20 protein-coding genes (1 of these 20 only partly in view) are annotated in these 19,622 nt (G+C 59.1%); 10 read left to right on the top strand and 10 right to left on the bottom strand.

Features of this window, described 5'->3' with window-relative positions:
* A protein-coding gene (tyrS, locus tag J3P96_RS02975) for a tyrosine--tRNA ligase (RefSeq protein ID WP_434655254.1) crosses the window boundary here: on the bottom strand, positions 1-1,168 show its 5' portion. It extends 32 nt beyond the left edge of the window; the window shows 1,168 of its 1,200 coding nt (coding positions 1-1,168); its start codon is at positions 1,166-1,168; the stop codon falls past the left edge of the window.
* A gap of 211 nt (positions 1,169-1,379) precedes the next feature.
* Between tyrS and J3P96_RS02970 the strand changes: the two genes are divergently transcribed.
* Together J3P96_RS02970 and J3P96_RS02965 are read left to right on the top strand one after the other, a co-directional pair.
* Positions 1,380-2,798, top strand: a complete 1,419-nt coding sequence (locus J3P96_RS02970; protein WP_434658078.1) for a peptidoglycan DD-metalloendopeptidase family protein — start codon at positions 1,380-1,382, stop codon at positions 2,796-2,798.
* A 3-nt stretch (positions 2,799-2,801) separates the two neighbouring features.
* A complete protein-coding gene (locus J3P96_RS02965) occupies positions 2,802-3,893 on the top strand; it encodes an anhydro-N-acetylmuramic acid kinase (RefSeq protein ID WP_434655251.1) in 1,092 nt (363 codons plus the stop codon).
* 66 nt (positions 3,894-3,959) lie between these two features.
* Here J3P96_RS02965 and erpA read toward each other — a convergent pair whose 3' ends face one another.
* Complete coding sequence (gene erpA, locus J3P96_RS02960) at positions 3,960-4,310, bottom strand: iron-sulfur cluster insertion protein ErpA (RefSeq protein WP_003177727.1); 351 nt, start codon at positions 4,308-4,310, stop codon at positions 3,960-3,962.
* 149 nt (positions 4,311-4,459) lie between these two features.
* A complete protein-coding gene (gene argC, locus J3P96_RS02955) occupies positions 4,460-5,494 on the bottom strand; it encodes an N-acetyl-gamma-glutamyl-phosphate reductase (protein ID WP_434655249.1) in 1,035 nt (344 codons plus the stop codon).
* A gap of 134 nt (positions 5,495-5,628) precedes the next feature.
* Between argC and hemJ the strand changes: the two genes are divergently transcribed.
* The 6 genes from hemJ to coq7 all read left to right on the top strand — a co-directional run bounded on the left by hemJ (position 5,629) and on the right by coq7 (position 10,048).
* A complete protein-coding gene (gene hemJ, locus J3P96_RS02950; protein ID WP_305498435.1) occupies positions 5,629-6,060 on the top strand; it encodes a protoporphyrinogen oxidase HemJ in 432 nt (143 codons plus the stop codon).
* A 34-nt stretch (positions 6,061-6,094) separates the two neighbouring features.
* Positions 6,095-7,063, top strand: a complete 969-nt coding sequence (locus J3P96_RS02945) for an NAD(P)H-dependent flavin oxidoreductase (protein ID WP_434571456.1) — start codon at positions 6,095-6,097, stop codon at positions 7,061-7,063.
* A 39-nt stretch (positions 7,064-7,102) separates the two neighbouring features.
* Positions 7,103-8,059, top strand: a complete 957-nt coding sequence (locus J3P96_RS02940; RefSeq protein ID WP_434571454.1) for a DUF805 domain-containing protein — start codon at positions 7,103-7,105, stop codon at positions 8,057-8,059.
* A 62-nt stretch (positions 8,060-8,121) separates the two neighbouring features.
* Entirely contained in the window at positions 8,122-8,907 is a 786-nt protein-coding gene (locus J3P96_RS02935; protein ID WP_434655246.1) for an SDR family NAD(P)-dependent oxidoreductase, read from the top strand.
* 79 nt (positions 8,908-8,986) lie between these two features.
* Entirely contained in the window at positions 8,987-9,325 is a 339-nt protein-coding gene (locus tag J3P96_RS02930) for a histidine triad nucleotide-binding protein (RefSeq protein WP_305498431.1), read from the top strand.
* Positions 9,326-9,400: 75 nt separating this feature from the next.
* Positions 9,401-10,048 carry a 2-polyprenyl-3-methyl-6-methoxy-1,4-benzoquinone monooxygenase gene (coq7, locus tag J3P96_RS02925; RefSeq protein ID WP_305498429.1) on the top strand — a complete coding sequence of 216 codons (648 nt, stop codon included), beginning with the start codon at positions 9,401-9,403 and terminating at the stop codon, positions 10,046-10,048.
* Positions 10,049-10,146: 98 nt separating this feature from the next.
* Here the strand turns inward: coq7 and speD are convergent, their stop codons facing one another.
* Positions 10,147-10,941 (bottom strand): adenosylmethionine decarboxylase, encoded by a 795-nt coding sequence (speD, locus tag J3P96_RS02920; RefSeq protein WP_434571448.1) that lies wholly within the window; start codon positions 10,939-10,941, stop codon positions 10,147-10,149.
* A 239-nt stretch (positions 10,942-11,180) separates the two neighbouring features.
* Positions 11,181-11,603 (bottom strand): OsmC family protein, encoded by a 423-nt coding sequence (locus tag J3P96_RS02915; RefSeq protein ID WP_008061600.1) that lies wholly within the window; start codon positions 11,601-11,603, stop codon positions 11,181-11,183.
* A gap of 237 nt (positions 11,604-11,840) precedes the next feature.
* Here J3P96_RS02915 and crp point away from each other — a divergent pair, with 237 nt between their 5' ends.
* A complete protein-coding gene (gene crp / locus J3P96_RS02910) occupies positions 11,841-12,485 on the top strand; it encodes a cAMP-activated global transcriptional regulator CRP (protein ID WP_434627751.1) in 645 nt (214 codons plus the stop codon).
* On the opposite strand, the gene J3P96_RS02905 is transcribed toward crp, so the two are convergent.
* From J3P96_RS02905 to J3P96_RS02890, 4 genes are read right to left on the bottom strand one after another with little or no spacing between them, the layout of a single operon-like run.
* Positions 12,482-13,174: a lipoate--protein ligase family protein gene (locus J3P96_RS02905; RefSeq protein ID WP_434655243.1), complete on the bottom strand. Its 693-nt coding sequence runs from the start codon at positions 13,172-13,174 to the stop codon at positions 12,482-12,484. The genes crp and J3P96_RS02905 overlap by 4 nt on opposite strands.
* Before the next feature lie 4 nt (positions 13,175-13,178).
* Positions 13,179-14,015 carry an indole-3-glycerol phosphate synthase TrpC gene (gene trpC, locus J3P96_RS02900; protein ID WP_434571443.1) on the bottom strand — a complete coding sequence of 279 codons (837 nt, stop codon included), beginning with the start codon at positions 14,013-14,015 and terminating at the stop codon, positions 13,179-13,181.
* Positions 14,012-15,061, bottom strand: a complete 1,050-nt coding sequence (gene trpD, locus J3P96_RS02895) for an anthranilate phosphoribosyltransferase (protein ID WP_434571441.1) — start codon at positions 15,059-15,061, stop codon at positions 14,012-14,014. Before trpD ends, trpC begins: the two co-directional genes overlap by 4 nt.
* Positions 15,062-15,070: 9 nt before the next feature.
* Positions 15,071-15,664 (bottom strand): aminodeoxychorismate/anthranilate synthase component II, encoded by a 594-nt coding sequence (locus J3P96_RS02890; RefSeq protein ID WP_018928869.1) that lies wholly within the window; start codon positions 15,662-15,664, stop codon positions 15,071-15,073.
* Positions 15,665-16,077: 413 nt separating this feature from the next.
* On the opposite strand from J3P96_RS02890, the gene estP reads away from it, so the two are divergent.
* Positions 16,078-17,985, top strand: coding sequence for an esterase EstP (estP, locus tag J3P96_RS02885; protein WP_434655240.1), 1,908 nt, complete (start codon positions 16,078-16,080; stop codon positions 17,983-17,985).
* 138 nt (positions 17,986-18,123) lie between these two features.
* On the opposite strand, the gene trpE is transcribed toward estP, so the two are convergent.
* Positions 18,124-19,605 carry an anthranilate synthase component I gene (trpE, locus tag J3P96_RS02880; RefSeq protein WP_434655237.1) on the bottom strand — a complete coding sequence of 494 codons (1,482 nt, stop codon included), beginning with the start codon at positions 19,603-19,605 and terminating at the stop codon, positions 18,124-18,126.
* Positions 19,606-19,622: the final 17 nt, after the last annotated feature.

Genomic DNA, 19,622 nt, shown 5'->3' with positions numbered 1-19,622 from the left:
CCTTCTTGCCGGCCTGACACACATGAGTGGAGCCCAGCTTATATATATAGGTGCGATCCACGACCTCACCATCTATACGCACGCCACCCGACCCCAAGAGGTCTCGCGCCACCGCAGCATTCTTGACCAAGCCCGCCTTATTCAGAACCGCCGCAATCGGCATATCCTCGGCAGCAGTCAATTCGATCTCCGGCAGGTCATCCGGCAGCTCGCCATCCTTCATGCGATTACCCGCCGCACGATGAGCGTTGGCCGCAGCCTCTTCCCCATGGAAACGAGCAACGATCTCTTCGGCCAGCTTGATCTTGATGTCACGCGGATTAGCGCCCGCCTCCACATCGGCTCGGAAAGCATTGATCTCATCCATGGAGCGGAAGCTCAACAGCTCGAAATAACGCCACATCAGCACATCAGGAATGGAAACCAACTTGCCGTACATGACGCCCGGCGCTTCCTGGATCCCGACGTAGTTGCCCAGCGACTTGGACATCTTCTTCACGCCATCCAGACCTTCCAGCAATGGCATGGTCAGGATGCACTGAGCTTCTTGGCCATAGCCGCGCTGCAGCTCACGCCCCATCAGCAGGTTGAACTTCTGATCGGTACCGCCAAGCTCAACGTCCGCCCGCAATGCGACCGAGTCATAACCCTGCACAAGCGGATAGAGGAACTCATGGATGGCGATTGGCTGATTGGTTGTATATCGCTTGTCGAAATCGTCGCGCTCGAGCATGCGAGCTACGGTGTATTGGGAAGTCAGGCGTATGAAATCCGCCGGCCCCATCTGATCCATCCAGGTGGAGTTGAAAGCCACTTCGGTCTTGGCCGGGTCAAGAATCTTGAAGACCTGAGTCTTGTAGGTCTCGGCGTTGTCGAGAACCTGCTCACGAGTCAGCGGAGGACGCGTGGCACTTTTGCCGCTCGGATCACCGATCATGCCGGTGAAGTCGCCTATAAGGAAGATAACCTGATGCCCCAGCTCCTGGAATTGACGCAGCTTATTAATAAGCACGGTATGCCCCAGGTGCAGATCGGGCGCCGTCGGGTCGAAACCGGCCTTGATACGCAGCGGCTGCCCGCGCTTGAGCTTTTCGATCAGCTCGGACTCGACCAACAGTTCTTCCGCACCACGTTTGATCAGCGCTAGCTGCTCTTCAACCGACTTCATAACAGACCCGCAAGGCTCAGATTCAAAGGGCCCCAACCATACAAGATCGCGCACCAAATACAAGGTTTGCCAGGTGCACGGACGCCAATCCCATAGACAGAGCGTCCGCGGGCTTGCTTCGCAGGGGTTTTGGTTATATTTTATACAGTTATTTCATCTTCATCATGTCATTCATCTTTTCCAATTCATCTTTTCAAAAGTCAAATTACCTATGACCACCGAACCGTCTAAAGCGCCGCCGCTTTACCCAAAGACCCACCTGCTCGCCGCAAGTGGTATCGCCGCCCTCCTTAGCCTGGCGCTCCTGGTATTTCCTTCCAGCGATGTCGAAGCCAAAAAGACGACTCTGAGTCTTGAACTGGAAAGTCCCGCTGAACAACTGACACAAGAACAAGACGCCGCCGAAGCCGTTCAAGCCACAAACGAACCGGCCGCCTCGCCTTTTGCGCAGATTGAAGAAAGCGCGAAAGACACTGCAAACGCCACTGCACAGGTAGAAGCTCCTGTTGCAGAAGAGAAGAAAGGACCGGACCACCGTGAAGTGATTGTTGCCAAGGGCGACACACTCTCCACCCTCTTCGAAAAGGTGGGCCTGCCCTCAACCTCAGTCCATGAAATCCTGGCCAGCGACAAGCAAGCCAAACAGTTCACTCAACTGCAACGTGGCCAGAAACTCGAATTCGAACTCAATCCAGACGGGCAGTTGACCAACCTGCACACCAAGCTGAGCGATCTGGAAAGCATCACCCTGACCAAAAACGAAAAGGGTTATGTATTCAACCGCGTCACCACCAAACCTACCGTGCGCTCCGCCTATGTTCACGGCGTCATCAATAGTTCGCTGTCCCAGTCGGCTGCCCGCGCCGGCCTTTCCCACAGCCTGACCATGGACATGGCCAGCGTGTTTGGTTATGACATCGACTTCGCGCAGGATATTCGCCAGGGCGACGAGTTCGACGTCATCTACGAACAGAAAGTGGTCAATGGGAAAAGCGTCGGCAACGGACCGATCCTTTCCGCGCGCTTCACCAACCGCGGCAAGACCTATACGGCGGTGCGCTACACCAACAAGCAGGGCAACAGCAGCTACTACACCGCTGACGGCAACAGCATGCGCAAGGCGTTTATCCGTACTCCAGTCGACTTCGCCCGCATCAGCTCCAGGTTTTCCGCAGGCCGCAAGCATCCTATCCTGAACAAGATCCGCGCCCACAAAGGCGTCGACTACGCAGCTCCGCGCGGCACGCCCATCAAGGCTGCCGGCGATGGCAAGGTACTGCTGGCCGGCCGTCGTGGCGGTTATGGCAATACCGTGATCATCCAGCACGGCAACACCTACCGCACGCTGTACGGCCACATGCAAGGTTTCGCCAAGGGCGTGAAGACCGGCGGCTCCGTCAAGCAAGGCCAGGTTATTGGCTACATCGGCACAACTGGCCTGTCCACCGGCCCGCACTTGCACTATGAATTCCAGGTCAACGGCGTTCACGTCGATCCGCTCGGCCAGAAGCTGCCGATGGCCGATCCGATTGCGAAATCCGAGCGCACCCGTTTCCTGGCTCAGAGCCAGCCTCTGATGGCTCGCATGGATCAAGAGAAAGCCACCCTGCTGGCTTCGAGCAAGCGCTAAGCCATGGCGCTCTATATCGGTGTGATGTCCGGGACCAGCCTGGATGGCCTGGATATCGCGCTGATCGAACTGGCCCCGGCAATCAAATTGATCGCCACGCATTACATACCCATGCCCACGCCCCTGCGCACCGAGTTGCTTGCACTGTGCAGCAGTGGGCCCGATGAGATCGCCCGCTCCGCCATCGCCCAGCAGAACTGGGTAAAGCTGGCCGCGCAGGGTATCCATACCTTACTCGACGAACAGAAGCTCAAGCCTGAAGATGTCACCGCGGTTGGCAGCCACGGCCAAACCATTCGCCATGAACCGGCCCGCGGATTTACCGTGCAGATCGGTAACCCGGCACTCTTGAGCGAATTGACCGGCATCACCGTTGTCAGCGATTTCCGCAGCCGTGATGTCGCCGCCGGAGGACAGGGGGCGCCTCTGGTTCCGGCATTTCACGAAGCACTGTTCGAAGAACGAGTCGGTCCTCGTGCAGTGCTGAATGTCGGCGGCTTCAGCAATCTCAGCCTGATAGAGCTGGCAAAACCCGTATCAGGTTTCGATTGTGGCCCAGGCAACGTATTGCTCGATGCATGGATACACCAGGAGCGAGGCGAGCCTTTTGATCGTGACGGCCAGTGGGCAGCCAGCGGAAAAGTAGAGCCGACTTTGCTCAAGACGTTGCTTGGAGACCCCTTCTTTGTAACCAAGGGCCCTAAAAGTACCGGACGAGAAGTATTCAACCTGTCCTGGCTGACCCGTCATCTATCGCAATTGCCAGCCTTCGCCCCTGAAGATGTGCAGGCGACACTACTTGAACTGACTGCCCTGACCATCGTCGAATCACTCCGGCATGCCCAGCCGAACACGCAGGAGTTGCTGGTCTGCGGCGGTGGCGCACACAACCAGACACTCATGAAGCGCCTGGCTGACTTGCTACCAGCTACCAAAGTCAGCAGTACGGCAGTGTACGGCGTGGACCCGGATTGGGTTGAAGCCATGGCCTTTGCCTGGCTCGCCCATTGCTGTCTTGAGGGTATTCCAGGCAACCGTCCAAGTGTCACTGGGGCCCGTGGCCCGCGCGTACTCGGCGCTATTTATCCGGCCTGAGATCAATAATCGCGGACAAAAAAAGCCGCAGGGCCGTAAGGCTCTGCGGCGTTTTTATTGAAGCGATCAGATCGAAAACGAAGAACCGCACCCACAAGTTGTGGTGGCGTTAGGATTCTTGATCACGAAGCGCGATCCTTCCAGGCCTTCCTGATAATCCACCTCGGCACCCGCCAGGTACTGGAAGCTCATCGGATCGACCACCAGGCTGACGCCTTCGCGCTCGACGATGGTGTCATCCTCGGCCACTTCCTCATCGAAAGTGAAGCCGTACTGAAAACCTGAACAACCGCCGCCCGTCACGAACACGCGCAGCTTCAAACGATCATTGCCCTCTTCATCGACCAGGCTCTTCACCTTGTGCGCGGCACCGTGGGTGAATTGCAAAGCCGTGGGGGTGAAGGTTTCGACGCTCATGCTGAATATCTCCCGGCGCTTACGCCGCCATAATGCGTGATGGCGGGCATTATCCGCTTCTCCGACAAAATTGGTCAACTATTTGCGCAGCAGCTGTAAGCCGCAAGCTATAAGCCACGGGCTCGTAGCTTACAGCCTGCATCTCTTAATTAAGGCAGCATCCCAGCGTGGGACAGGCCCAGCCGCTCATCCAGCCCGAAGAGGATGTTGAGGTTCTGTACCGCCTGGCCGGAAGCGCCCTTGACCAGGTTGTCGATTACCGACAGGACCACGACCAGGTCGCCATCCTGCGGGCGATGCACAGCGATCCGGCATACATTCGCGCCGCGGACACTGCGGGTTTCCGGATGGCTGCCAGCCGGCATCACGTCGACAAACGGCTCATCGGCATAACGCTTCTCGAACAGCGCCTGCAGATCCACGGAGCGATCGGTCACGGTGGCGTAGAGGGTGGAATGGATACCACGGATCATGGGCGTCAGGTGCGGCACGAAAGTCAGACCGACGTCCTTGCCTGCCGCGCGACGCAACCCTTGGCGAATCTCCGGCAAATGACGATGCCCCTTGACCGCGTAGGCCTTCATGCTCTCCGATGTTTCGGAGTACAACGAGCCAACGCTGGCACCTCGACCCGCGCCGCTGACGCCCGACTTGCAGTCGGCGATCAAGCGCGACGCATCGGCGAGACCGGCCTCCAGCAACGGCAGGAATCCCAACTGCGTCGCGGTCGGGTAGCAACCCGGCACCGCGATCAGCCGTGCCTGCCTGATTTTTTCACGATTGACTTCCGGCAAGCCGTAGACCGCCTCGTCCAGCAGCTCCGGTGCGCCATGGGGCTGACCGTACCACTTGGCCCATTCGCCTGCGTCCTGCAGACGGAAGTCTGCCGACAGGTCGATGACCTTGGTACCCGCGGCCAGCAGCTCGCCCGCCAGAGCGTGGGCGACACCATGGGGGGTGGCGAAAAACACCACATCACAGGCCCCGAGGGTCTTGACGTCAGGGACGCTGAACGCCAGGCCGTCGTAATGGCCACGCAAGTTCGGATACATGTCGGCAACGGCCAGGCCGGCCTCGGATCGGGAGGTAATGACCACCACCTCAGCTTGCGGATGCTGTGCCAACAGACGCAGCAGTTCGACACCGGTGTAACCCGTGCCGCCGACGATACCGACCTTGACCATGAACCTGCCCTCAACGAACCACTGGAAAGCCGTCGATGATAGGGCGCCCGCAGCGCTGCGACAACCGCCAAGGTGACGTGTGGCCGCGCTAACCTCTACTATCGAAGCTACCGTGAACCTGGGAATAATCAAAAATGCTCTATCTATGGCTCAAAGCGCTTCACATTGTCAGCATGGTCTGCTGGTTTGCCGGCCTGTTCTACCTGCCTAGACTGTTCGTCTACCACGCTCAAAGCGAAGACAGCGTCAGCAAGGAACGCTTCTCCATCATGGAACGCAAGTTGTATCGCGGCATCATGGGCCCGGCGATGATCGCCACGCTGGTGTTCGGCATCGGCTTGCTCAGCCTCAATGCCAGCGCCTACTTCACCCAGGGTGGCTGGATGCACGCAAAGCTGACCCTGGTCGTCCTGCTGATCGGCTATCACCATATGTGCGGTGCCCAGGTGAAGCGCTTCGCCCGTGGCGAAAACACCCGCAGTCATGTCTTTTATCGCTGGTTCAACGAAGTGCCGGTCGTGATATTGCTGGCTATTGTAATTCTGGTCGTGGTCCGGCCGTTCTAAATCCAACCGCATCCACTGATCAGAGGGACCTCCAATGTCGCTGCCCGCTCTGCTTGAACAACGTCTGCGGCTGCCTGTCGTGGTCGCACCGATGTTCCTCATTTCCAATCCGCAGCTGGTACTGGCCTGCTGCCGCAACGGTGTCGTCGGAAGTTTCCCGGCGTTGAACCAACGTGAAAGCAGCGGCTTCAAGGCGTGGCTGGAGGAAATCGAAGCGGGCTTGGCGACCCTGGAAAAGCCGGCGCCCTACGCAGTCAATCTGATCGTCCATCACAGCAACCCGCGACTCCAGGCCGACCTGGCAATCTGTATCGAGCACAAGGTGCCGATCGTCATCACCAGCCTGGGGGCGGTGAAGGAATTGGTGGACGCGGTTCATGGCTATGGCGGCCTGGTATTTCACGACGTGACTACTCGCCGCCATGCCGAAAAAGCCGCCGAAGCGGGCGTCGACGGTTTGATTGCCGTTGCGGCCGGTGCGGGTGGACACGCAGGAACCTGGAGCCCATTCGCACTGATTGCTGAAATCCGACAGTTCTTCGATAAAACCCTGTTGCTTGCAGGATGCCTTAACCACGGCCATCAGATTCTGGCTGCGCAATTGCTTGGCGCGGATCTGGCCTACTTCGGAACGCGTTTTATCGGCACGACGGAAAGTCACGCGTCCGACGCTTATAAAGAGATGTTGCTCACATCCAGAGCCGCGGACATCGTGCATACTCCCGCAGTGTCCGGGGTGCCGGCCAGTTTCATGCGTCAGAGCCTGGAAAGTGCCGGCTTCGACCTGGCTGCTCTGCAAGGCAAGGGCGTGGCAGATGCGGGGGCGAAACTCAAACCGCTCAATGATGAAGCCAAGGCCTGGAAGACCGTATGGTCCGCCGGCCAGGGTGTAGGTGACATCAATGATTTGCCCGGTGTCGATCAATTGATCGCACGCCTGGATGAAGAATACCGGCAGGCGCAAGCCCTAGCGACACAACTTGGCGGCCATTGGCCGCGCTGAACCCACAATAAACCAACCAGAAAGACAAGGATGCCAGGCATGAGCGAAAACCGTTTCAACATTGTATTCGACGGGGCCCTGCTGCCAGGCGTAGATACCACTACCGCCAAGCTCAACCTCGCCGAACTGTTCAAAAGTGATGTGAGCGCCATTGAACGACTGTTCAGCGGTCGCAAGGTGTCCCTCAAGAACAACCTGTCCCAGAATGAAGCGCAACAGTACCTGGACGCGCTTCATAAAAGCGGCATCGATGCACGAATCGAAGCCGAACCGTCCATCCAGCTCAATCTCGGCGAAATCCAGGAGCAGCCGGGCGGCCGCCAGCCGGACTCCGTGATCGATCCTGTTTCTCCTTATGCGCCTCCACGGGCAGCAGTGGGTGAAACGTTCGCCGAGTACGGCACGCTCAAACCCTTCAGCTTCGAGGGACGTATCGGACGCCTGCGCTACCTGGCCTGGACCATGGTCCTGACCCTGGCCATGCTGCCGTTGGTAGGCCTGGGCTTCTGGGTCGCCACGAACTGGCTGCTCGCTTCCGACTCGATAGCAGGGTTGGTCGTCGGTGGTCTGATCGCTGTAGTCGTCGTGCTTGCCTTCGCGTTCGTGAGCATCCAGTTCAACGTCCAGCGTCTGCACGATCTCGGCTGGTCGGGGTGGTTGTGGCTGATCAACCTCGTGCCATTCGTGGGCAGCATCTTCCCGTTCATTCTCATCATCGCCCCAGGCAATACCGGCGCCAACCAGTACGGCCCACCACCGCCGCGCAACACCACGGCGGTCAAGCTGCTGGCGTCGCTGTGGCTGGTGATGATCGTCCTGATTTTCGTGGCCACCTTCGCCGGCATCTTCGGCGCTCTCCAGGAGGACTTCGATAGCGGTGCCTCGAGCAGCTACGAAAGCAGCGAATACAGTGACCAGACCAGCGAAGAACCGGCCGTTGATGCAGCCGAGCCCGCCTCGCCTTCTGTAGACTACGAAGAAGAAGAGGAACAATAGGCCCGCTTCATGCCAGTGACAGCCCAGTCCACTGGCGGCGGGCTGTTGCGATGGAGAACTGCATGACCCGTTACGCCCTGATCACTGGCGCTTCCAGCGGAATCGGCCTGGCCCTGGCTGAAGCACTGGCCCGGCGCGGGCGCAACCTGATACTCGTGGCGCGACAGCGCGATCGACTGGAAAGTATTGCGATCGAACTGACCCAGCGATTTGGCGTGGAAGTATTGTTCCGGGCTTGCGACCTGAGCGAGCCCTTGCGGCTTTCAGGTTTCCTGCTGGAACTGGAAGAAGGCGAACGCCAGATCGACCTGCTGGTCAACTGCGCCGGCATCGGCACCTTCGGCCCGTTCCTGGGCCAGGACTGGATGACCGAGCAGGACCTCATCGAAGTGAATATCCTGGCCCTGACCCGCCTCTGTCACGCCGTAGGCAACAGCATGGCGCTGCATGGAGGCGGCCAGATCCTGAACGTCGCGTCGACTGCCGCATTCCAGCCGGGCCCCTGGATGAGCACCTACCACGCCAGCAAAGCGTACGTATTGCACTTTTCCGAAGCCCTGCGAATCGAGCTGAAGAAATGTGAGATCAAAGTCTCGGTACTTTGCCCTGGCCCGACCCGCACCGATTTTTTCGCCGGGTGGCAACGGGACGAGAAGCCCAGCGACGATAAGAAGCTGATGAGCCCTGAAGAGGTTGCGCTGTACGCTGTCCGCGCGCTGGACAGGGACCGGGCCATTATCATTCCCGGACGCCGCAATCGCTGGATCGCCGCCCTGCCCCGGCTCGGGCCGCGCTGGCTGGTGCGAATTCTCAGCGGCATGTCCAATAAAGCCTACTGTCCACGCTAGATTTGCGGATGGTTAACCCGGGCTTGCCAACCGAGCCTTTAATACACTCGACCTCAAACAACCCAACGGAGCAGCAGCCGTGGACACTCTGTTTACCAAGATCATCAACCGGGAAATTCCGGCCAGGATCATTTATGAAGACGATCAGGTTCTGGCTTTTCACGACATCGCCCCCCAGGCTCCAGTGCATTTCCTGGTGATTCCGAAAAAACCGATCCGCACCCTCAATGACCTGACCGAGGAAGACAAAGGGTTGGCCGGACATATCCTGTTTACCGCCCAGCGCCTGGCGCTTGAGCTGGGCTGTGAGGAAGGCTTCCGCGTGGTGATGAACTGCAATGAACTTGGCGGGCAGACCGTCTATCACATTCATATGCACGTGCTGGGGCAGCGCCAGATGAACTGGCCACCGGGTTGATACCGCTGACCCAGCGCAAATCTTCAGCAGCCGATTGGGTTAAACTGGCTGCCGTGATTTTTTCCGGAGGTAAGCATGACTACCCAACGTCACTACTCGCCCATTGACCGCCTGCTGCTGCAAGCCGATACCGCGATGCGCACGCTACTGCCCTTCAGTGGCCAGCCGTACCGTCCGTCGCCGGCAATCGTGCAGCCGGACGTACAGATGAGTGACGAAGAGACTCGCCATGTCGCGGGCCTGATGCGTATCAACCATACCGGTGAGGTTTGCGCCCAGGCTCTGTACCAGGGCCAGGCGCTGACGGCAAGATTGCCGCAGGTACGCGAGGCGATGGAGCATGCCGCCGAAGAAGAAGTCGACCACCTGGTCTGGTGCGAGCAGCGCATTCGCCAATTGGGTAGCCATACCAGCGTCCTGAATCCGTTGTTCTACGGGATGTCATTCGGCATCGGCGCGGTGGCCGGACTGATCAGCGACAAGGTCAGCCTGGGTTTCGTCGCGGCAACCGAACATCAAGTGTGCAAGCATCTGAATGAGCACCTGGAGCAGTTGCCGGCCGAAGATGAAAAGTCCCGGGCGATTCTTGAACAGATGCGCAAGGATGAAGAACAGCATGCCGAAAGCGCTCTCGATGCGGGGGGTTTTCGTTTCCCGGCTCCGGTGAAATTCGGCATGAGCCTGTTGGCGAAGGTCATGACCAAGAGCACCTATCGGATCTGACCGCGATACGGAGCCTGTCCCACAGACATATCGGGTTTCCCAGAACTGAAAAAGGCGACTACCGCACAGGTAGTCGCCTTTTTTTGTAGCCTTGATCTTCAGCGCGGCATGTTGCGCGCGTAGAAAATCTCCAGCATCTCGTGCTTCACACGCTCTTCCACCTGGCCACGCTGCTCAACGGACAGGTTGCTGGTGGCATCACCGAACAGGTAGTTGTCCAGCTCGAAGTCCTTGAGCAGCATTTTGGTGTGGAACAGGTTTTCCTGGTACACGTTCACGTCGGTCATCTGATACGCGTCGCGAGTGTCTTCGGAGAGATAGTTCTGGATCGAATTGATCTCGTGATCAATGAAGTGCTTGTGGCCTTCCACGTCCCGTGTGAAGCCACGCACACGGTAATCCACGGTCACGATGTCGGAATCGAATTGGTGAATAAGGAAGTTGAGTGCCTTGAGCGGTGAAATGACGCCACAGGTCGACACATCGATGTCCACTCGGAACGTTGCGATACCGTCCACCGGATGGATCTCCGGATAGGTATGTACCGTGATGTGGCTCTTGTCGAGGTGGGCCAGGATAATTTCAGGCAACGGGCCCGGGGACTCTTCTATCTGGCTTTCGGTCGGTGTCACCGGCTCTTCCGAGATCAGAATGGTCACGCTGGCGCCTTGGGGTTCATAGTCCTGACTGGCGATGTTCAGGATGTTGGCACCAATGATATCGACAACTTCCGTGAGGATCTGCGTGAGGCGCTTGGCGTTGTACTCTTTATTGATGTACTCGACGTAGGCCTGCTGGTCTTGCGGGGTTTCCGCATAGCAGATGTCATAGATGTTGAAGCTCAAGGTCTTTGTCAGGTTATTGAACCCATGGAGCTTGAGTTTGCTTTTCACCGTTTGAAAACTCTCTGTGTATTGCGGCCCGGCCGCGTGATCAAGCATGCCCGTCAGATGCGAACGACGCACCTGCGTAGGACGGTTAACACCTCTTCGCGATGGCGATTTTGGTTGTCTGTCCAGGCAATGGATCAGCCCGCGAGCCGATCATTGCCCTGAAAAAAGTGGCGCATTATGCAGATGTCGGCTTCTGACCGCCAGAGCTTGCACTGCATTTGTGATGGTTGGATGTCGATTCAACCCAACTCGATGATTTCATAATCGTGAGTGATTTCAACACCGGCAGCACCGAGCATGATCGAGGCCGAGCAGTATTTCTCGGCGGACAGCTCAATGGCGCGCTTGACCTGGGCTTCCTTCAGTCCACGGCCTTTGACCACGAAGTGCATGTGGATCTTGGTAAACACTTTCGGATCCTCTGTCGCGCGCTCGGCTTCAAGGAACGCTTCGCAACTTTCGACGGCCTGGCGTGACTTCTTGAGAATGCTGACCACATCGAAGTTGCTGCAGCCGCCGACACCGAGCAAGAGCATTTCCATTGGCCGGACACCCAGGTTCCGACCGCCGGCATCCGGTGGGCCGTCCATGACGACCACATGACCACTGCCTGATTCACCGAGGAACATGGCTTCGCCAGCCCATTGGATGCGTGCCTTCATCGCCAAGACTCCACTGTTCAAAAAAAGGGGGCGCCAGCTTAGCACAGCGCCCGTTGATGGCAGCGGGATGCCTGATGCCTCTTACGCCAGCGCCTGTAGGTAAATTCTCGAATCTATTACGAATGCCTCTGTTAAGCTGCGCCATCTCGCTGGCGTATGGCCAGCTTTTGGCGATAGCCATTCGCCCTCACCCAAAAAACCAAACCACCACACCGCGCAGTCTTTCGGGATACAACCATGGTTGCCATTACTCCCACGTCCAAGATCAAGAACCTCGACAAACTCTTGATGCATTGCCAGCGTCGCCGCTACCCCGCCAAGCACAACATCATTTGCGCAGGCGACCGCTCCGATACGCTGTTTTTCATCATCAAGGGCTCCGTCACTATCCTGATCGAGGACGATGACGGCCGGGAAATGATCATCGCCTACCTCAACTCCGGGGATTTTTTCGGCGAACTGGGGTTGTTCGAGCAGGCGGGCAAGGAGCAGGAGCGCAGTGCCTGGGTGCGAGCCAAGGTCGAATGTGAAGTGGCGGAAATCAGCTATGGCAAATTCCGAGAACTGTCGCAGCAGGATCCGGACATTCTTTACGCCCTCAGCGGACAAATCGCGCAGCGTCTGCGCAATACCACCCGCAAAGTCGGTGACCTGGCGTTCTTCGACGTGACCGGTCGCGTCGCCCGCTGCCTGCTGGAACTGTGCAAGCAGCCCGACGCCATGACCCATCCGGATGGCATGCAGATCAAAGTGACCCGTCAGGAAATCGGCCGCATCGTTGGCTGCTCCCGAGAGATGGTCGGACGCGTGCTCAAGGACCTGGAAGAGCGCGATCTGGTCAGCGTCAAAGGCAAGACCATGGTCGTGTTCGGGACGCGCTAAAAGCTGCTCAACAGTTCCCGGTAGAGCGCCTCGAGCCGTTCCAGCGCATGAGGCGCCGGGAATTTCTCATGCAGGGCAATGTGGCTCTCGGCACGCACACGCTGCTCCAGGCCACACGCCTCGTTGAACCGATTGACCGCCGCAACCATGGATTCGCGCTCGTCATCCAGCAATAGGGCGCCATGCACCAGGCCCACCGGCCTCTGGCCGCCCTTGCTTTGCCGCCAGCGCTGGGCGGTACCGACCATTTTTCGGCCGTCCAGATTGACGTTGAAGCGCCCATCGCAAAACGCGCCCTCCACTTCACCGAGGGAAGCCACCCCGCCCAGCTCATCGAGCAACTGGCAGATCGGATCGCATAGACGCCGATAAGCAGTCTCGATCCGGCCATGGTCACCTTCACTTCGCGGTGGCGCATAGACCAGCGCGATATTGACCGTAGCGCCCGATTGAGGCACTGGCTCGCCACCGGTTTCACGCAGCAGCACCGGCCAGCCGCTTGCGGCCGATACCTCACAGGCAAGTTCAAAACCTGGCAGGCGACTCAAGCGACGCGGCATGACCAGGGCACGATCGCTGGGTTGCCAGAACAGCAAGCCGGATTCAGCGTCACCGGCGCAAACGCTGGCCAGCAGGTCCTGTTCGGCCTGCAGGCCGCTTTCAACCGGGAAGGCAATGGCTGAAGGCATCGATTCAGTCCAGCGTCGAGCCGGTTACCGGAACGCCGCGCTCGGGGAAAAACAAGCGCTGCAGTTCCGTACCCGGGCTTTCGGCCCGCATGAACGCCTCGCCAACCAGGAATGAATACACATCGCTGACTTCCATCAACTCGACATCGGCTCGGTTGAGAATGCCGCTCTCGGTGATGACCAGGCGATCGCGTGGAATTCGCGGCAACAGGTCAAGAGTGGTTTCCAGGCTGACTTCAAACGTATGCAGGTTGCGGTTATTCACGCCGACCAGCTTGGTATCCAGAGTTTTCAGGGCACGCTCCAGCTCGTCGCCGTCGTGGACTTCCACCAGTACATCCAGGCCCACACCTTTAGCGACTGCGGCAAGCTCGGCCATTTTCACGTCATCCAGGGCGGAAACGATCAGCAGCACGCAATCGGCACCCAAGGCCCGCGCCTCAACGATCTGGTACGGGTCGATCATGAAATCCTTGCGGATCACCGGCAGCTTGCACGCCGCCCGCGCCTGTTTTAGATAGTCATCGGCGCCTTGGAAAAAATCGACGTCGGTGAGCACCGAAAGGCAGGTCGCACCGCCCTTCTCGTAGCTCCTGGCGATGTCGGCGGGGACGAAGTCCTCACGGATCACACCTTTGCTGGGGGACGCCTTCTTGATTTCGGCGATGACTGCAGGCTGCTTTTTCTTCGCCTGGTCGATCAGCGCCTGGGCAAAGCCGCGAGGCGCGTCTGCTGAACGTGCAAGACTTTCCAACTCGGCGAGGCTGACCCGGGCCCGGCGCTCGGCCACTTCTTCAGCCTTGCGAGCCAGAATGTTTTCCAGAACCGTTGGCACGCTCATCCTTCATTCTCCACTTTGAATACGGCGGTAAACGCGCCCAATTCTTCCAGTTTTTCCCGGGCCAGGCCGGTGTGCAACGCATCATGCGCGAGCTCGACACCTTGCTTGAGGCTACTGGCGTGATCGGCGGCATACAACGCGGCGCCCGCGTTGAGCATGATCATTTCCGCAGCCTTCTGGCCATTCTCGGTTTTACGCCGCCCCAAGGCATCGCGGATCAACTCAAGTGACTGAGCTGGCCCATCCACCGCCAGTCCATGCAGGCTCTGGCTCTTCATGCCAAGGTCTTCAGGTTCGACCCAATATTCGGTGATCTGATCATTTTTTAGCTCGGCCACGAAAGTGGGCGCCGCCAGGCTGAATTCATCCAGGCCGTCTTTTGAATGGACGACCAGCACGTGCTTGCTACCTAAACGTTGCAGGACCTCTGCCAATGGCCGGCACAGCGCCTGGCTGAACACGCCGACCACTTGATGCTTCACACCGGCCGGATTCGTAAGCGGGCCAAGCATGTTAAACAGCGTACGCAAGCCCAGCTCGCGACGCGGCGCCGCGGCATATTTCATGGCGCTGTGGTGGGTCTGGGCAAACATGAAGCCGATGCCGACGCTATCGATGCAACGAGCCACCTGGACCGACGTCAGGTTGAGGTAGATACCGGCGGCTTCCAGCAGATCGGCGCTGCCGCTCTTGCCCGACACCGCACGATTGCCGTGCTTGGCGACCGTGCAGCCGGCCGCCGCAACGACAAATGCCGAGGCGGTGGAAACGTTGAAGATATTGGCTCCGTCACCACCGGTCCCGACGACATCCACCACACCATCAAGGGTCTTGAGTTCGACCTTGTCCGCCAACTCGCGCATGGTCGTGACCGCACCGACAATTTCGTCGATGCTCTCGCTCTTCATGCGCATGGCCATCATGAACGCGCCAATCTGCGCGTCCGTGCACTGGCCAGTCATGATTTCCCGCATCACGTCGCGCATCTCGTCGGTGCTCAGGTCGAGCTGGCCGACGATACGGTTCAGGGCTGTCTTGATGTCCATGGAGAGTCCTTAGCGCGTGCCGCCGGTTTGTTTGAGGAAGTTGGCGAACAGTTCGTGGCCCTGCTCGGTGAGGATAGACTCGGGGTGAAATTGCACACCCTCGATGTTTAACGTCTTGTGACGCAAACCCATGATCTCGTCTACCGAGCCGTCTTCGAGCTGGGTCCAGGCGGTCAGCTCAAGGCAGTCGGGCAGGGTTTCGCGCTTGACGATCAACGAGTGGTAGCGGGTGACGGTAAGCGGGCGATTCAAGCCTTCGAACACGCCCTTGTCTTCATGAAATACCGGGCTGGTCTTGCCGTGCATCACCTGGCGGGCCCGCACGACATCGCCACCGAACGCCTGGCCGATCGACTGGTGCCCCAGGCAGACGCCGAGGATCGGCAGCTTGCCGGCAAAATATTTGATGGCTTCGATGGAGATGCCCGCCTCGGTCGGCGTGCAAGGGCCGGGCGAGACGACGATGCGTTCGGGCTTGAGGGCCTCGATTTCGGCAATGGTCAGCTCATCGTTGCGCACGACCTTGACCTCGGAGCCGAGCTCGCCGAGGTATTGCACAACGTTGTAAGTAAAAGAGTCGTAGTTATCGATCATCAGCAACATGGCGTAAACAACCTATTGAATACACTGACTTGGAATACAGCCTTCGAAGAGTGGCCCGCACGGTGCTGCGCTGGACAGGCGAATGATGCGCCTGCGAAGCGGTTTCCAAACGGGTAAAGAAGGCAAATCGGTACAGGTCCGGCGAAGCCGGCATGGAACGTTCAGGCGCGCCAACGCCAACGGGCGTGAGCCTTGATCAATTGATTCAGAAGTTTGCTGACAATCGACACGGGGGAAGTCTCGTTCATACGTTCCGGCACAGTAACTTAGCTGGGCGGAGCACGCAATAAGACGGACCCGAAGGGCCCGCAAACAATCGCTACGCTCCGGGATTGGGTGGCAGACCGCCGGAAGCTTTTGGTACTGTCGTTTCGTTTCTTCCGATAAAAAACAAGATTGAAAAGGACCTTCTCATGATCAAGCCGACGTTGTTCATCCCCATCGCCAGCTGCCTGCTGACCATGGCCTGCGCTCAGGCGATTGCCGCCCCCAATCCCTACTCCAATTTCATCGTGTTCGGCGACAGTCTCAGCGACGCCGGTCAGTTCAGCGATCCCGACGGCCCGCCTGGCTCAACCTTGCGTTTTACCAACCGCACCGGCCCGGTGTACCTGGATGGCAGCGGCGAAGCCTATTCTGCAAACGCGACCCAACTGCTCGGTGGACGACTGGGCTTTTCCGCCGATGAAACCGCCGCGTCCACTTCGGCAGTGCGTGCCCGCGAAGGGCTCGCGGACGGCAACAACTGGGCCGTAGGCGGTTTTCGTACCGACCAGATACTGGACTCGATCACCAATATTTCCGCCACCGGCGAGCGCAGCCGGGCCGGTTATCTGCCCGCCAATGGCCTGCGTGCCGACCCGAATGCGCTGTATTACCTCTCCGGCGGCGGCAATGATTTTCTTCAAGGCAGAGTGTTGAGCATCGCCCAGGCGGATGCCGCCGCGGACCGCCTGGCTGACAGCGTGCAAGTGCTGCAAACCGCCGGAGCCCGCTATGCGATGGTCTGGTTGCTGCCGGACCTGGGCCTGACGCCGGCCCTCAATGGCACCCCCTTGCAGGGAACGGTCTCGCTGCTCAGCAATCGGTTCAACCAGCAACTGGTCACACGGTTGCAGGGCATCGATGCCGAGATCATTCCGCTGAACGTTCCGCTATTGCTGCAGGAAACCTTTGCCGATCCTGGACGATTCGGCCTTGCCACCGGCGAGAACCTCACCGCCACTTGCTTCAGCGGCAACAGCTGTACGGAAAACCCCACCTACGGCATCAACAGCGCCACGCCTGATCCGAGCAAGCTGATCTATAACGATGCGGTTCACCCCACCGAAACCGGGCAGAAGCTGATTGCCGACTACGCCTATTCCCTGCTCGCAGCGCCGTGGGAACTGACCTTGCTGCCGGAAATGGCCCACTCGACCTTGCGCGCCCACCAGGATGAATTGCGCAGCCAATGGCAATCGGACTGGGAAGATTGGCAGGCGGTAGGTCAATGGCGGGCGATTGTTGCCGGCGGCGGCCAGCATCTGGACATTGATAGCCAAGGCAGCGGTGCAAGCGCCGACGGCAGTGGCTACAACCTGAACATCGGCGGCAGTTACCGCCTCAACGAAGCCTGGCGCATCGGCGTGGCCGCCGGCCTGTACCGCCAGGACATGGACGCAGGCCGCAACGATTCGAACTACAAGCTCAACAGCTACCTCGCCACCGCGTTCGCCCAGTTCCAGCAGAACCGCTGGTGGGCCGACGCCGCGCTGACCGGCGGCAAGCTCGACTACGACAACCTGGAGCGCAAATTCGACCTGGGCGTCAGCCAGGCGCAGGAGAAAGGCGATACCGACGGTCATCTCTGGGCATTCAGCACGCGCGTAGGCTACGACATTGCCCAGCCGGGCAGCCAATGGCACCTGTCACCGTTTGTCAGCGCTGATTATGCGAAGGTCGAGGTCGATGGTTACTCGGAACAGGGCAGCCGCTCCACGGCGCTGACTTTCGACGACCAGACCCGCGATTCAAAACGCCTGGGCATCGGCTTGCAGGGCAAATACAACTTTACCCGCCAGACCCAGGTGTACGGGGAATATGCCCACGAGCGCGAGTATGAGGACGATACGCAAAAGGTGAACATCGCCCTCAACAGCTTGCCGGCCAATGACTTCACGCTGGAGGGCTATACCCCACAAAGCCCCCTCAATCGCCTGAACCTGGGGATCAGCCACAAGTTGACCAGCGATCTCGCGCTGCGGGGCGGTTATACGTTGCGCAAGGATGATGATTTTACCCAGCAAGGGGTGAGCCTGGGGGTCAGCCTGGATTTCTGAATCCTGCAGTAACCGAAAGCCCTTGTGGCGAGGGAGCTTGCTCCCGCTCGACTGCGCAGCAGTCGCATCGATTTGATGGGCCCGCTTCGCAGGCCAGCGGGAGCAAGCTCCCTCGCCACAGTTGTTCGGCAAGAGCCTTCAGTCGTTCGAGGTCTGCTCGGCCAGGGCTACGGCACGGAACATTGCCCGACGCTTGTTCAGGGTTTCCTCCCATTCCAGCGCGGGCACCGAGTCGGCGACGATGCCGCCGCCAGCCTGCACGTGCAGTTCACCGTTCTTGATCACGGCGGTGCGGATGGCGATGGCCGTGTCCATGTTGCCGTTCCAGGCGAAGTACCCGACGGCTCCGCCGTACACACCGCGCTTGACCGGCTCCAGCTCGTCGATGATTTCCATGGCGCGGATCTTCGGCGCGCCAGACAAAGTGCCCGCCGGCAGGATCGCTCGCAAGGCGTCCATCGCCGTCAACCCGGCCTTCAATTGCCCGGTGACGTTGGACACGATGTGCATCACGTTGGAGTAGCGCTCGATGACCATTTTCTCGGTGAGCTTTACCGAGCCCACTTCGGAAACTCGGCCAGTGTCGTTGCGCCCCAGATCGATCAGCATCAGGTGCTCGGCGATTTCCTTGGCATCTGACAACAGGTCCTCTTCCAGCGCCCGGTCCGCTTCCTCCGTGGCGCCGCGTGGCCGTGTGCCGGCGATCGGCCGCACGGTGATCAGGTTTTCCTCGACCCGCACCAGCACCTCGGGCGAACTGCCCACGACATGGAAGTCACCGAAGTTGAAGAAATACATATAAGGCGTCGGGTTGAAACAGCGCAGCGCCCGGTACAGATCGATCGGCGCGGCCTTGAAGTCGATCGACATCCGTTGCGACGGCACGACCTGCATGCAGTCGCCCGCCAGGATGTATTCCTTGATGGTGTCGACGGCTTTTTCGTAGTCACCCTGGGTGAAACTGGAACGGAACACCGGGTCGGCAGCCGACTGCTTGCTGAGGTCCAGGCCGGGACGCGGGGTGATCGGCTGCCGGAGTTTTTCCAGCAACGTCTGAAGGCTTTGTTGACCTTGCTCGTAGGCATCTTCACGGGACGGATCGGCCAGGACGATGGCGTGCATCTTTCCGGCGAGATTGTCGAAGACTACCACCGCATCGGAGACCATCAGCAGAATGTCCGGCACACCCAGCGGATCGGGGTTCGGACAGGTGCCCAGGCGTTTTTCCACATAGCGCACGCAGTCGTAGCCGAAATAACCCACCAGGCCGCCGTTGAAACGTGGCAGGCCGGGGATGGTCGGGACGTTGTAGCGGGCCTTGAAGGATTCAACGAACGCGAGCGGATCCTCGACTTCGTGGCTTTCGATTTCGACGCCATCGTAGGTCACGCTGATGCGATGGTCATGGACTCGCAGCACGGTGCGGCACGGCAGGCCGATCATGGAATAGCGACCCCATTTTTCCCCACCTTGCACCGATTCGAGCAAGTAGGAATTGGGTTGGTCGGCCAACTTGAGGTAGATCGACAGCGGCGTGTCGAAGTCGGCCAGGGTTTCGCAGGCAAGCGGGATGCGGTTGTAGCCGGCAGCGGCTAGACGCAGAAATTCTTCGCGGATCATGGGGTGCCTCGTGGCAA

This window comes from Pseudomonas sp. R3-56, from assembly GCF_051132075.1.
GTDB lineage: Bacteria > Pseudomonadota > Gammaproteobacteria > Pseudomonadales > Pseudomonadaceae > Aquipseudomonas.
This window is presented reverse-complemented; position numbering and strand designations above follow the sequence as displayed.

Coding starts and splice junctions, on each gene's coding strand:
- J3P96_RS02970 (WP_434658078.1), top strand. CDS start 1,380: ATGACCACCGAACCGTCTAAAGCGCCGCCGCTTTACCCAAAGACCCAC.
- J3P96_RS02965 (WP_434655251.1), top strand. CDS start 2,802: ATGGCGCTCTATATCGGTGTGATGTCCGGGACCAGCCTGGATGGCCTG.
- erpA (WP_003177727.1), bottom strand. CDS start 4,310: ATGAGCGTCGAAACCTTCACCCCCACGGCTTTGCAATTCACCCACGGT.
- argC (WP_434655249.1), bottom strand. CDS start 5,494: ATGGTCAAGGTCGGTATCGTCGGCGGCACGGGTTACACCGGTGTCGAA.
- hemJ (WP_305498435.1), top strand. CDS start 5,629: ATGCTCTATCTATGGCTCAAAGCGCTTCACATTGTCAGCATGGTCTGC.
- J3P96_RS02945 (WP_434571456.1), top strand. CDS start 6,095: ATGTCGCTGCCCGCTCTGCTTGAACAACGTCTGCGGCTGCCTGTCGTG.
- J3P96_RS02940 (WP_434571454.1), top strand. CDS start 7,103: ATGAGCGAAAACCGTTTCAACATTGTATTCGACGGGGCCCTGCTGCCA.
- J3P96_RS02935 (WP_434655246.1), top strand. CDS start 8,122: ATGACCCGTTACGCCCTGATCACTGGCGCTTCCAGCGGAATCGGCCTG.
- coq7 (WP_305498429.1), top strand. CDS start 9,401: ATGACTACCCAACGTCACTACTCGCCCATTGACCGCCTGCTGCTGCAA.
- J3P96_RS02915 (WP_008061600.1), bottom strand. CDS start 11,603: ATGAAGGCACGCATCCAATGGGCTGGCGAAGCCATGTTCCTCGGTGAA.
- crp (WP_434627751.1), top strand. CDS start 11,841: ATGGTTGCCATTACTCCCACGTCCAAGATCAAGAACCTCGACAAACTC.
- J3P96_RS02905 (WP_434655243.1), bottom strand. CDS start 13,174: ATGCCTTCAGCCATTGCCTTCCCGGTTGAAAGCGGCCTGCAGGCCGAA.
- trpC (WP_434571443.1), bottom strand. CDS start 14,015: ATGAGCGTGCCAACGGTTCTGGAAAACATTCTGGCTCGCAAGGCTGAA.
- trpD (WP_434571441.1), bottom strand. CDS start 15,061: ATGGACATCAAGACAGCCCTGAACCGTATCGTCGGCCAGCTCGACCTG.
- J3P96_RS02890 (WP_018928869.1), bottom strand. CDS start 15,664: ATGTTGCTGATGATCGATAACTACGACTCTTTTACTTACAACGTTGTG.
- estP (WP_434655240.1), top strand. CDS start 16,078: ATGATCAAGCCGACGTTGTTCATCCCCATCGCCAGCTGCCTGCTGACC.
- trpE (WP_434655237.1), bottom strand. CDS start 19,605: ATGATCCGCGAAGAATTTCTGCGTCTAGCCGCTGCCGGCTACAACCGC.